This window comes from Brevundimonas sp. (assembly GCF_035627475.1).
Lineage (GTDB): Bacteria > Pseudomonadota > Alphaproteobacteria > Caulobacterales > Caulobacteraceae > Brevundimonas.
Window position 1 is genome coordinate 1 of the sequence record NZ_DASPLR010000051.1, and the last position, 13,644, is coordinate 13,644.

Below are 13,644 nucleotides of genomic sequence, written 5' to 3' on the forward strand. Positions count from 1 at the left end.
CCGCTCGCCCGGCGTGTTCTTCGACCACGACAAGGGCAAGACCCACTCGTCGGGCAAGTACCTGTTCGCCGCGCGCGTCATCCCGTACCGCGGCTCCTGGCTGGACTTCGAGTTCGACGCCAAGGACCTCGTGTACGTGCGCATCGACCGCCGCCGCAAGCTGCCGGCCACCACGCTGCTGTTCGCGCTGGACGGCGCCGAGACGGCCGCGCTGCGCGCCGAGCGCAAGGCGAACGGCAAGGACCTGCTGCCCTACGAGGCGCAGGGCATGGCGAAGGAGGAGATCCTCTCCTACTTCTACCAGCACATCACCTACACGCGCGCCTCGGGCGGCTGGAAGACGCCGTTCAACGCCGAGCGCATGAAGGGCGTCAAGCTCGTCTCCGACCTCGTGGACGCCAAGACCGGCGCCGTCGTCGCCGAGGCCGGCACCAAGATGACCCCGCGCGCCATCAAGAAGCTCCAGGAGGGCGGGCTCACCGAACAGCTCGTCTCCACCGAGGAGCTGACCGGCCGCTACCTCGCCGTCGACATCATCAACGAGAAGACCGGCGAGGTGCTGTTCGAAGCCGGTGACGAATTGTCGGCGTCGGACCTGGAGAAGCTGGAGAAGATCGGCGTCGACGAGCTGCCGATCCTGGCGATCGACCACCTGAACGTCGGCGCCTACATCCGCAACACCATGTCGGCCGACCGCAACGCGTCCCGCGAGGACGCGCTGATCGACATCTACCGCGTCATGCGTCCGGGCGAGCCGCCGACCCTGGAGTCGGCCGAGGCGCTGTTCGCCGGCCTGTTCTTCGACAGCGAGCGCTACGACCTGTCGGCCGTCGGCCGCGTGAAGATGAACGCCCGCCTGGGCTTCAAGACCGACGACCAGATCCGCGTGCTCCGCAAGGAGGACATCCTGGAGATCCTGAAGGTTCTGGTGAACCTGAAGGACGGCCGCGGCGAAATCGACGACATCGACCACCTCGGCAACCGCCGCGTCCGTTCGGTCGGCGAGCTGATGGAGAACCAGTACCGCGTCGGCCTGCTGCGCATGGAGCGCGCGATCCGCGAGCGCATGTCGTCGGTCGAGATCGACACGGTCATGCCGCACGACCTGATCAACGCCAAGCCGGCGGCGGCGGCCGTGCGCGAGTTCTTCGGCTCGTCGCAGCTGTCGCAGTTCATGGACCAGACCAACCCGCTGTCCGAGATCACGCACAAGCGTCGTCTCTCGGCCCTCGGCCCGGGCGGTCTGACCCGCGAGCGCGCCGGCTTCGAGGTGCGCGACGTGCACCCGACGCACTATGGCCGCATCTGCCCGATTGAGACGCCGGAAGGCCCGAACATCGGTCTGATCAACTCGCTGGCCACCTACGCCCGCGTCAACCAGTACGGCTTCATCGAGAGCCCGTACCGGAAGGTCATCGACGGCCGCGTCACCGACGAGGTGGTCTACCTCTCCGCCATGGAGGAGGGCCGCTATGTCGTCGCGCAGGCCAACGCCGAACTGGACGAGCAGAACCGCTTCGCCGCCGACCTCGTGTCGTGCCGGCAGGGCGGCGAGTACCTGATGTTCCGTCCGGAGGCCATCGACCTCATCGACGTGTCGCCGAAGCAGCTGGTGTCCGTCGCCGCGGCGCTGATCCCGTTCCTCGAGAACGACGACGCCAACCGCGCGCTGATGGGCTCGAACATGCAGCGTCAGGCGGTGCCGCTGGTGAAGGCCGACGCGCCGCTGGTCGGCACCGGCATGGAGGCCACGGTCGCCCGTGACTCCGGCGTGACCATCGTCGCCAAGCGCGCGGGCATCGTCGACCAGATCGACGCCACCCGCATCGTGGTGCGCGCGTCGGACAACGCCGACTCCACCGCGCCCGGCGTCGACATCTACAACCTGCTGAAGTTCCAGCGTTCCAACCAGAACACCTGCATCACCCAGAAGCCGCTGGTGAAGGTGGGCGACCAGATCCGCAAGGGCGACATCATCGCCGACGGCCCCAGCACGCAGCTGGGCGAGCTGGCGCTGGGCCGCAACGTGCTGGTCGCGTTCATGCCCTGGAACGGCTACAACTTCGAAGACTCGATCCTGATCTCCGAGCGCATCGTCCGCGACGACGTGTTCACCTCGATCCACATCGAGGAATTCGAGGTCATGGCCCGCGACACCAAGCTGGGTCAGGAAGAAATCACCCGCGACATTCCCAACGTCGGTGAAGAAGCCCTGAAGAACCTGGACGAGGCGGGCATCGTCTATATCGGCGCCGAGGTCAAGCCGGGCGACATTCTGGTGGGCAAGGTGACGCCGAAGGGCGAATCGCCGATGACCCCCGAGGAGAAGCTGCTGCGCGCCATCTTCGGCGAAAAGGCCTCGGACGTCCGCGACACCAGCCTGCGTCTGCCCCCGGGCGTCGCCGGCACCATCGTCGACGTGCGTGTCTTCAACCGCCACGGCGTGGACAAGGACGAACGCGCGGTCGCCATCGAGCGCGCCGAGATCGAACGCCTCGGCAAGGACCGCGACGACGAGCTCAAGATCCTGGAGCGCAACGTCTACGGCCGTCTGAAGCCGCTGCTGATCGGCAAGAACGCCACCTCTGGTCCGAAGGGCCTGGGCCGTGGCGAGGTGACGGAGGCCAAGCTGGCCGACCTGTCGCGCGGCCTGTGGTGGCAGATCGCCCTCGACGACGAGAAGGCGATGGGCGAGCTCGAGGCCATGAAGAAGCAGTTCGAGGACGCCCGCAAGGCGCTCGACCGCCGCTTCGAGGACAAGGTCGAGAAGCTGCAGCGCGGCGACGAACTGCCCCCGGGCGTGATGAAGATGGTCAAGGTCTTCGTGGCCGTGAAGCGCAAGCTTCAGCCCGGCGACAAGATGGCCGGCCGTCACGGCAACAAGGGTGTCATCTCCAAGATCCTGCCGATCGAGGACATGCCGCACCTGGAAGACGGCACCACCGTCGACCTGGTTCTGAACCCGCTGGGCGTGCCGTCGCGCATGAACATCGGCCAGATCTTCGAAACCCACCTCGGCTGGGCCGCGGCCGGTCTCGGCAAGCAGATCCAGGGTCTGCTGGAAGCGTGGCAGTCGGGCGGACAGAAGCAGGCGCTGATCGACCACCTTCAGTCGATCTACGGCAAGGAAACGCCCCTGCCGGAGTCGGAGGAGGAGCTGGTCGAGCTGGCTCGCAACCTGTCGAAGGGCGTGCCCTTCGCCACGCCGGTCTTCGATGGCGCGCACATCAACGACATCGAGGATCTGCTGGAGAAGGCGGGCCTGGACCGCACCGGCCAGTCGATCGTCTATGACGGCCAGACCGGCGAGCAGTTCAAGCGTCCGGTCACGGTCGGCTATATCTACATGCTGAAGCTGCACCACCTGGTGGACGACAAGATCCACGCCCGCTCGATCGGCCCGTACTCGCTGGTCACCCAGCAGCCGCTGGGCGGCAAGGCGCAGTTCGGCGGACAGCGCTTCGGCGAGATGGAGGTGTGGGCGCTGGAGGCCTACGGCGCGGCCTACACCCTGCAGGAGATGCTGACGGTGAAGTCCGACGACGTGGCCGGCCGGACCAAGGTCTACGAGGCGATCGTCCGCGGCGACGACAGCTTCGAGGCGGGCATTCCCGAGAGCTTCAACGTGCTCGTCAAGGAAATGCGCTCGCTGGGCCTGAACGTGGAGCTGGAGAACAGCTGACCGACCGAATGATCCCTCCTCGCGCAAGCGGGGAGGGACGGTCCTTCGCTCTCTCCACATGAAATTGCGCGGGAAGTCCCGCAGAAGGAATCAAGATGAACCAGGAAGTCCTGAACATCTTCAACCCGGTCCCGGTCACCCCGACCTTCGACCAGATCAAGATCGCCCTGGCCTCGCCGGAGAAGATCCGGTCGTGGTCGTTCGGCGAGATCAAGAAGCCGGAAACCATCAACTACCGCACGTTCAAGCCCGAGCGTGACGGCCTGTTCTGCGCCCGTATCTTTGGCCCGACCAAGGACTACGAATGCCTGTGCGGCAAGTACAAGCGCATGAAGTACAAGGGCATTATCTGCGAGAAGTGCGGCGTCGAGGTCACCCTCGCCCGCGTCCGGCGCGAGCGGATGGGCCACATCGAACTGGCCGCCCCGGTCGCCCACATCTGGTTCCTGAAGTCGCTGCCCTCGCGCATCTCGCTGATGCTCGACATGGCGCTGAAGGACGTCGAGCGCGTCCTGTATTTCGAGAACTACATCGTCACCGAGCCGGGCCTGACCCCGCTGAAGCAGAACCAGCTGCTGACGGAAGACGAATTCTACCGCTACCAGGACGAGTTCGGCGATGACGGCTTCACCGCCGAGATCGGCGCCGAGGCCGTGCGCAACCTGCTGATCGGCATCGACCTGCACGCCGAGGCCGAGAAGCACCGCGCCGAACTGGCCGACAGCCCCTCGGAAATGAAGGCCAAGAAGGCCTCCAAGCGCCTGAAGCTGATCGAGGCCTTCCTCGAAAGCGGCAACAAGCCCGAGTGGATGATCCTGACGGTCGTGCCGGTCATCCCGCCGGAACTGCGCCCGCTGGTGCCGCTGGACGGCGGCCGCTTCGCCACCTCGGACCTGAACGACCTGTATCGCCGGGTCATCAACCGCAACAACCGCCTGAAGCGCCTGATCGAGCTGCGCGCGCCCGACATCATCATCCGCAACGAAAAGCGGATGCTGCAGGAGTCGGTCGACGCCCTGTTCGACAACGGCCGCCGCGGCCGCGTCATCACCGGCGCCAACAAGCGTCCCCTGAAGTCGCTCGCCGACATGCTGAAGGGCAAGCAGGGCCGTTTCCGCCAGAACCTGCTCGGCAAGCGCGTCGACTACTCGGGCCGTTCGGTCATCACCGTCGGTCCCGAGCTGAAGCTGCACGAGTGCGGCCTGCCCAAGAAGATGGCGCTGGAGCTGTTCAAGCCGTTCATCTATGCGCGCCTTGACGCCAAGGGCCTGTCGGGCACGGTCAAGCAATCGAAGCGCATGGTCGAGCGCGAGCAGCCGCAGGTGTGGGATATCCTCGACGAGGTCATCCGCGAGCACCCGGTGCTGCTGAACCGCGCCCCGACCCTGCACCGTCTGGGCATCCAGGCGTTCGAGCCGAAGCTGATCGAGGGCAAGGCGATCCGCCTGCACCCGCTGGTCTGCACCGCCTTCAACGCCGACTTCGACGGCGACCAGATGGCCGTCCACGTCCCGCTGTCGCTTGAGGCGCAGCTGGAAGCGCGCGTCCTGATGATGTCGACGAACAACATCCTGTCGCCCGCCAACGGCAAGCCGATCATCGTGCCGTCGCAGGACATCGTTCTGGGCCTCTACTACCTCTCGCTGGTCAAGGAAGGCGAGAAGGGCGAGGGCAAGCTGTTCGCCAACATGGGCGAGATCGACGCCGCGCTCGATGCCGGCGTCGTGACCCTGCACACCAGGATCAAGGCCCGCTGGACCGAGATGAACGCCGCCGGCGAAGTCATCACCAAGGTCATCGACACGACTCCGGGCCGGATGAAGCTGGGCGCCCTGCTGCCGCACAACCCGAACATCGGCTACCGGCTGCTCGAGAAGAACCTGACCAAGAAGGAGATCGGCAACCTGATCGATCAGGTCTATCGTCACTGCGGTCAGAAGGCGACGGTCATCTTCGCCGACCAGATGATGCAGCTGGGCTTCCGCGAGGCGGCCAAGGCCGGCATCTCCTTCGGCAAGGACGACATCGTCATCCCGGCCGCCAAGGCCACCCTGGTCGCGGACACCCGCACCCAGGTCGAGGAGTATGAGCAGCAGTACGCCGACGGCCTGATCACCAAGGGCGAGAAGTACAACAAGGTCGTCGACGCCTGGGCCAAGGCCACGGACAAGATCGCCGACGCGATGATGGGCGAGATCGCCCAGCCGCGCGTGCTCGCCAAGGGTCAGAACCCGGACATCAACTCGGTGTTCATGATGGCCAACTCGGGCGCCCGCGGTTCGCAGGCGCAGATGAAGCAGCTGGGCGGCATGCGGGGCCTGATGGCCAAGCCGTCGGGCGAGATCATCGAGACGCCGATCATCTCGAACTTCAAGGAAGGCCTGACCGTCCTCGAATACTTCAACTCCACCCACGGCGCCCGCAAGGGTCTGGCCGACACCGCGCTGAAGACCGCCAACTCCGGCTATCTGACGCGCCGTCTGGTCGACGTGGCGCAGGACTCGATCGTCACCGAGGACGATTGCGGCTCGACCCGGGGCATCACCCTGCGCGCCGTGGTCGAAGGCGGCGACGTGCTGGTCTCGCTGGGGCAGCGGGTCCTGGGCCGTTATGCGGCCGAGGACATCAAGGAGCCGGGCGGCGACAAGATCCTGTTCCCCGCCGACACCTACCTGCAAGAGGAAGAAGTCGAGATCATCGACCAGGCCGGCGTCCAGTCGGTCAAGGTCCGCTCGGCCCTGACCTGCGAGGCCGAAGCCGGCATCTGCGCCTACTGCTACGGGCGTGATCTGGCGCGCGGCACCAACGTCAACATCGGCGAAGCCGTCGGCGTCATCGCGGCGCAGTCCATTGGCGAGCCGGGCACCCAGCTGACGATGCGGACCTTCCACATCGGCGGCACCGCGCAGGTGGCGGAGACCTCGTTCTACGAGGCGACCAACGCCGGCGTGGCGAAGATCGCCGGCCCGACCGTCAAGGCGGCCCACGGCGATCTGGTGGCCATGAGCCGCAACGTCACCATCACGATCGTGGTCGACGGCAAGGACCGGGAAACCCACAAGCTGCCCTACGGCGCCCGCCTCCGGGTCACCGAGGGCGCCGAGGTCAAGCGCAGCCAGCGTCTGGCCGAGTGGGACCCCTACACCTCTCCGATCCTGACCGAAGTCGGCGGCGTGATCCGCTTCGAGGACCTGGTCGAGGGCCTGTCGGTCCGCGAGGAAACCGACGAGGCGACGGGCATCGCCCAGCGCGTCGTCTCCGACTGGCGCGCCAGCCCTCGTGGTGCGGACCTGCGTCCGGCCATGGGCGTCACCAAGGGCGACGAATACGCCAAGCTGGCCTCGGGCTCCGACGCCCGTTACCTGCTGCCGGTGGGCGCGGTCCTGTCCGTGAACAACGGTGACGTGGTCAAGCCGGGCGAGATCATCGCCCGCGTGCCGACCGAGGGCGCCAAGACCCGCGACATCACCGGCGGTCTGCCGCGGGTGGCCGAGCTGTTCGAAGCCCGTCGTCCCAAGGACTGCGCAGTCATCGCCGAGATGGACGGCCGCGTCGAATTCGGGCGCGACTACAAGAACAAGCGCCGCATCAAGATCACGCCCGAGCCCAATGCGGACGGCGTGCAGGGCGAGGCGGTCGAGTTCCTGATCCCGAAGGGCAAGCACATCTCCGTCCACGACGGCGATCTGATCCAGAAGGGCGACTACATCATCGACGGCAACCCGGATCCGCACGACCTGCTGCGCATCCAGGGCGTCGAGGCGCTGGCCGAGTATCTGGTGAACGAAGTGCAGGAGGTCTATCGACTGCAGGGCGTGCCGATCAACGACAAGCACATCGAGGTGATCGTTCGCCAGATGCTGCAGAAGGTCGAGATCCTCGACTCCGGCGAAACCACCCTGATCCGTGGCGACACGGTCGAGGTGGCCGAGGCGGTGCTCGAGAACCAGAAGGTCGAGAAGCGCGGCGGCCGTCCGGCCACCACCCAGCCCGTCCTGCTGGGCATCACCAAGGCGTCGCTGCAGACCCGCAGCTTCATCTCGGCGGCGTCCTTCCAGGAGACCACCCGCGTCCTCACCGACGCCTCGGTCAACGGCAAGAAGGACACGCTGGAAGGCCTGAAGGAAAACGTCATCGTCGGCCGGCTGATCCCGGCGGGCACCGGCGCCTACCTCCGGGCCCTGCAGAAGGTCGCCAACCAGCGCGACGCCGAACTGACGTCGCAGCGGGAAGAGGCCATCGAGCCGCTCCCCGCCGACCTGGCGCTGGAGCTGGAGAACAGCGAAGGCTGATCTCCGGGTCCGGACTGAACTGAAGAGGGCGGCGCCGGCGACGGGGCCGCCCTTTTCTTTTGCTCAGTTCCTGTTGAAGCTGGCGACCTCACGGAGATCCGCCATGACCCTGACGCCGCTTCCGTCCTTCCGCCTCGACGGCAAGCGCGCCCTGGTCACAGGAGGCGGGCGGGGGATCGGTGCGGCCGGCGCCGAGGTCTTCGCCCAGGCGGGGGCCGCCGTGACCCTGTGCGGCCGCACGGCCGCCGACCTGGACGCGCGAGTGCGCGAAATTCGCGAGGCGGGGTTCGAGGCCGAGGCCCTCGTGCTGGATGTCACCGACATTGCCGCGGTCCGCCGTGAGGTGTCGGCCCACGGTCCCTTCGATATCCTGTTGAACAACGCTGGCGTGAACCGAATTCGTCCGATCACCGAGGTGACCGAAGAGGACTATGACGCGGTTCTCGATCTCAATCTGAAGTCCGCCCTGTTCGTCGCCCAGGCGGTGGCGAAGGGGCTTCTGGAGGCGGGCAGGCCCGGCTCAATCATCAATGTCTCGTCGCAGATGGGCCATGTCGGCGGCGGCGGCCGGTCGCTGTACAGCGCCTCGAAATGGGGTCTCGAAGGTCTGACCCGCTGCATGGCCATCGACCTGGCGCCCCACGGCATTCGGGTGAACACGATCTGCCCGACCTTCATCGACACCGCCATGACGCGCCCTATCCTCGACACGCCGGGGACGCGCGATTTCGTGCTGAGCCGGATCAAGCTGGGGCGGCTTGGCCGGATGGACGAGCTGGCCGGCGCCCTCCTGCTGCTGGCCTCGGACGCCTCGACCCTGATGACGGGGAGTTCCGTGATGGTCGACGGGGGCTGGACCGCCGGTTGACCACTTCCGCCTGAACAGGACGCCGGGCGGGTGAGGCGGGGGAGGGTCAGTCTTCTTCCATCTCGCGGACGCGGTCGCGGCGGGTGCGGACGTTGCTGGTCGAGTCCGGCCGCAGGGACGGATCCAGATGTGCTCCGGCCACGCCCATGCCGAAATTGGAGCCGGGGCCGTCCTGGGGGCCGACCACGCCGACCCCACCCCTGAGGGGACGGCGGCGCTCCTCGTACAGGGCCAGGGCGCGGGCGCCTTCACGGGCGAAGCGGGCGTCGCGTTCCGGATCGCCCGTGCCGCTGATCGGCGGGGCGGCGGCGGCGCGCTCCCCGAGTCGGTCGTCACAGATGGCCCGTTCGGCGGGCGTCAGCAGCCGTGGACTGGCGCAACCTACCGGACTGGTCCGCAGCCCGCGCCCGACCCGATCGCCCATGGTTTCGGGTCGGACCCTCCACGCCGCCGTGCCGACATCCGCCGGCGGGGCGGGAGCGCCTGGCGCGCCGGGGCGAGGAGAGGGGGGAGCGACCTGCTCGCCGTCCTCGGCGGATCCGGTCGGACCGGCGGTGTCGGTGGGGCTGGTCCCGGCGTCATTGATGCTCAGTGTGCGGTTCTCGGGCGGCGGCGCGTCCCGCGTCCTGGCCGCTTCTCCCCGCAGCAGGGGGCGGGGCTCGATCTCGGCGTAGATCGCCGAAAAGGGGAAGGGATCGCCGTGAGGCTCTTCCACGCCGTAGTGCCGCGGCGGCTCGAAGGCCTTGAACCCGACGTAGCCGAGCACGAGGACATGCAGGCCCACCGACAGGAGCACGATCGCCGGCTTGCGCCAGCGTTCGGCCCGTGACGGCCAGACAAGCCTGAGTTCCCGCATCGGTCCTCCGCACCTCCACCCCCAGTTGAAGGGCCGAGCGTGGCGGTATTGCGGCTTCTCCCGAGGCGGGCGATTCCCGGCCGTGACCGGACCGCATGATCATCGGCGGGGAACTGGCGGGTTGGGGTTTCGGACCGCCGTCGATTACGATCACGACTGTCCGACGGCCTCCCCGTTTCGCCCTGGGGATCGCCAGTCCCGGCAACTCGTGTGGCGGAGGGCGGTCAGGAGGTTGCAAGGCCTTTCGCGACAGCGGCCGCCGCCCTTGACCCCGGGCCCCTCCCGGCGTAGAAGCCGCCCACTTTCGAGGCGGGCGCGTCAGCATTCGTCGGGATCGTGACAATCGAACGCTCGGGCTGTCGCCCGCCGGAACGCCCGAAGCGCGCGTTCCGGCTTTTCTGTTTGTCGCGGCCTCTGCTCGAAACCAAACCCGGGACGGCGCCGCCGGCGTCATCCGAAAAGAAGGCTCACCGGGGCGCTCCGGCCGAAAGGCACACGCCCCCATCGATTAGAAGAGAACGAGTACTCGATGCCGACTATCAACCAGCTGATCCGCAAGCCGCGCCAACCCAAGCCGGTCCGCAACAAGGTCCCGGCGCTGAAGGGCTGCCCGCAGCGCCGCGGCGTCTGCACCCGCGTCTATACGACGACCCCGAAGAAGCCGAACTCGGCGCTGCGTAAGGTCGCCAAGGTGCGTCTGACCACGGGCATCGAAGCCGTGTGCTACATCCCCGGCGAAGGCCACAATCTGCAGGAGCACTCGGTGGTCCTGATCCGCGGCGGCCGCGTCAAGGACTTGCCCGGCGTGCGCTACCACATCCTGCGCGGCGTGCTCGACACCCAGGGCGTCAAGGACCGCAAGCAGCGCCGTTCGCACTACGGCGCCAAGCGTCCGAAGTAAGCGAAGACCCACCAGATTTTCCCGGCCCGTCCGGGGACCCAGAGACCGTTTCAGAAGGCCCAGCCCATGTCCCGTCGTCACCGCGCACAGAAGCGCGAAGTCCTGCCGGATCCCAAGTTCAAGGATCTGACCGTCACCAAGTTCATGAACTACGTCATGTACGAGGGCAAAAAGGCCGTCGCCGAAAACATCGTCTACGGCGCGTTCGACATCCTGGCCGACAAGAAGAAGGACCAGGAGCCCGTCGCGACCTTCCACACCGCGCTGGAAAACGTCGCCCCGGCGGTCGAGGTCCGTTCGCGTCGCGTCGGCGGCGCCACCTACCAGGTGCCGGTCGAGGTTCGCCCGGATCGCCGCAAGGCCCTGGCCATCCGCTGGCTGGTCAACGCCGCCCGCAAGCGCGGCGAGAACACCATGACCGAAAAGCTCGCCGCCGAGCTGCTGGACGCGTCGAACAACCGCGGCACCGCGGTCAAGAAGCGCGAAGACACCCACAAGATGGCCGAGGCCAACCGCGCCTTCAGCCACTACCGCTGGTAACCGCCTTCAAGGGGCCGCCTTCTTTCAACGAAGGTCGGCGGCTCCTATCTACCGACTATCCGGCGCGGGCGGTTTGAGCTAAATCGCCCGCGCCTGCTTATCCAGACAGACGCATATCTCCCCGAGGGCGCCGATCGCGTCCTGAACTCACTTTCCAAAGGGCGCCCGGCGCCCGTCTTACCCTCAAGGCACGCTTTCATGGCCCGCACGCACAAGATCGAGGACTACCGCAACTTCGGCATCATGGCCCACATCGACGCGGGCAAGACGACGACGACCGAGCGGATCCTGTATTACACCGGCAAGTCCCACAAGATCGGCGAAGTCCATGACGGCGCCGCCACCATGGACTGGATGGACCAGGAGCAGGAGCGCGGCATCACCATCACGTCCGCCGCGACGACCGCCTTCTGGAAAGAGAAGCGCCTCAACATCATCGACACCCCCGGCCACGTGGACTTCACCATCGAGGTCGAGCGTTCGCTGCGCGTCCTCGACGGCGCCGTGACCGTGCTGGACGGCAACGCCGGCGTCGAGCCGCAGACCGAGACCGTCTGGCGCCAGGCCGACAAGTACAAGGTTCCGCGCATCGTCTTCGTCAACAAGATGGACAAGATCGGCGCCGACTTCGACGCCTCTGTCCAGTCGATCCGCGACCGTCTCGGCGCCAAGGCCGTGCCGATCCAGTTCCCGATCGGCGCCGAGAGCTCGCTCTCGGGCCTGGTCGACATCGTCCGCATGAAGGCGGTGGTCTGGGACAACGACGGGCTCGGCGCGAACTTCCACGATGAAGAGATCCCGGCCGATCTGGTCGAGAAGGCGAACGCCGCCCGCCAGTACCTGATCGACAACGCCGTCGAACTCGACGACGAGGCGATGGAAGCCTACCTCGACGGCCAGGAGCCGTCGGAAGAGACGCTGAAGAAGTGCATCCGCAAGGCCGTGCTGACCGGCGCCTTCTATCCGATCCTGTGCGGCTCGGCGTTCAAGAACAAGGGCGTCCAGACCCTGCTCGACGCCGTCGTCGACTACCTGCCGTCGCCGGTCGACATCCCGCCGACCCCCGGCATCGACTTCCGCACCGAAGAGCCCGTCACCCGCAAGGCGTCGGACGACGAACCCCTGTCGGTTCTCGCCTTCAAGATCATGGACGACCCCTTCGTCGGCTCCCTGACCTTCTGCCGCATCTATTCCGGCAAGATGGAAACGGGCATGGCGCTGCTGAACTCGAGCCGCGACAAGAAGGAACGCGTCGGCCGCATGCTGCTGATGCACTCCAACGACCGCCAGGACATCAAGGAAGCCTACGCCGGCGACATCGTCGCCCTGGCCGGCCTGAAGGAAACCCGCACCGGCGACACCCTGTGCGACCCGATCAAGTCGCCGGTCATCCTCGAGAAGATGGAATTCCCGGCCCCCGTGATCGAGATCTCGGTCGAGCCCAAGACCAAGGCTGACCAGGAGAAGCTGGGCGTCGCCCTGGCCAAGCTGGCCTCGGAAGACCCGTCCTTCACCGTCTCGACCGACCACGAGTCGGGCCAGACCATCCTCAAGGGGATGGGAGAGCTGCACCTCGACATCAAGATCGACATCCTGCGCCGCACCTACAAGGTCGACGCCACCATCGGCGCGCCGCAGGTGGCCTACCGTGAATCGCTCGGCCGCAAGGTCGACATCGACTACACGCACAAGAAGCAGACCGGCGGCACGGGCCAGTTCGCCCGCGTCATGATCACCTTCGAGCCGGGCGAGCCCGGGTCGGGCTTCGTGTTCGAGAGCCAGATCGTCGGCGGCGCCGTGCCCAAGGAATACATCCCGGGCGTCCAGAAGGGCCTCGAGTCCATCAAGGACAGCGGCCTGCTGGCCGGCTTCCCGCTGATCGACTTCAAGGCGACCCTGACGGACGGCAAATACCACGACGTCGACTCCAGCGTGCTGGCGTTCGAGATCGCGGCCCGCGCCGCCTTCCGCGAACTGAAGGAGAAGGGCGCGCCCAAGCTGCTCGAGCCGATCATGGCGGTCGAGGTCGTGACCCCGGAAGACTACCTGGGTTCGGTCATCGGCGACCTGAACGGCCGTCGCGGCATGATCCAGAGCCAGGACATGCGCGGCAACGCCACGGTGGTGAACGCCTTCGTGCCGCTGGCCAACATGTTCGGCTATGTGAACACGCTTCGCGGCATGTCGCAGGGCCGCGCGGTCTTCACCATGCAGTACGACCACTACGAGCCGGTGCCGCAGCACGTCGCCGACGAAGTGATCAAGAAGTATTCCGCCTAAACCCTGTACCCGGCGGGCCCCGGCCCGCCGGGGCCCCTGAAAACCAAGGACCAAGCCCCCTGTTCAGGGGACGGAGAGAAGAGAATGGCCAAGGAAAAGTTCGAACGCACCAAGCCGCACTGCAACATCGGCACGATCGGTCACGTGGACCATGGCAAGACGACGCTGACGGCGGCGATCACGATGACGCTGGCCAAGGCCGGCGGCGCCAAGGCGATGAACTAC

The 13,644-nt window shown here is 66.7% G+C and carries 8 protein-coding genes; 7 read left to right on the forward strand and 1 reads right to left on the reverse strand.

Annotated elements, in window-relative coordinates:
* The 3 genes from rpoB to VEA62_RS14045 form a co-directional block, all read left to right on the forward strand.
* Positions 1-3,682, forward strand: a 3,682-nt coding sequence (gene rpoB, locus VEA62_RS14035) for a DNA-directed RNA polymerase subunit beta (protein ID WP_324822917.1), incomplete at its 5' end; no start/stop codon positions are given.
* Between the two features lie 95 nt (positions 3,683-3,777).
* A complete protein-coding gene (gene rpoC, locus VEA62_RS14040) occupies positions 3,778-7,974 on the forward strand; it encodes a DNA-directed RNA polymerase subunit beta' (protein ID WP_324822919.1) in 4,197 nt (1,398 codons plus the stop codon).
* A gap of 103 nt (positions 7,975-8,077) precedes the next feature.
* Positions 8,078-8,842: an SDR family NAD(P)-dependent oxidoreductase gene (locus tag VEA62_RS14045; protein WP_324822921.1), complete on the forward strand. Its 765-nt coding sequence runs from the start codon at positions 8,078-8,080 to the stop codon at positions 8,840-8,842.
* 46 nt (positions 8,843-8,888) lie between these two features.
* On the opposite strand, the gene VEA62_RS14050 is transcribed toward VEA62_RS14045, so the two are convergent.
* Complete coding sequence (locus VEA62_RS14050; protein WP_324822923.1) at positions 8,889-9,698, reverse strand: hypothetical protein; 810 nt, start codon at positions 9,696-9,698, stop codon at positions 8,889-8,891.
* 529 nt (positions 9,699-10,227) lie between these two features.
* On the opposite strand from VEA62_RS14050, the gene rpsL reads away from it, so the two are divergent.
* The 4 genes from rpsL to VEA62_RS14070 form a co-directional block, all read left to right on the forward strand.
* Positions 10,228-10,599, forward strand: a complete 372-nt coding sequence (gene rpsL / locus VEA62_RS14055; RefSeq protein WP_055832311.1) for a 30S ribosomal protein S12 — start codon at positions 10,228-10,230, stop codon at positions 10,597-10,599.
* A 66-nt stretch (positions 10,600-10,665) separates the two neighbouring features.
* Entirely contained in the window at positions 10,666-11,139 is a 474-nt protein-coding gene (gene rpsG / locus VEA62_RS14060; protein ID WP_168044696.1) for a 30S ribosomal protein S7, read from the forward strand.
* A gap of 198 nt (positions 11,140-11,337) precedes the next feature.
* The gene (gene fusA / locus VEA62_RS14065) at positions 11,338-13,419 is read left to right on the forward strand and encodes an elongation factor G (protein ID WP_324822927.1); all 2,082 of its coding nucleotides are present in this window, start codon (positions 11,338-11,340) and stop codon (positions 13,417-13,419) included.
* Between the two features lie 84 nt (positions 13,420-13,503).
* Positions 13,504-13,644: GTP-binding protein (locus VEA62_RS14070; protein ID WP_324819791.1), on the forward strand; the 141-nt coding region annotated here is incomplete at its 3' end.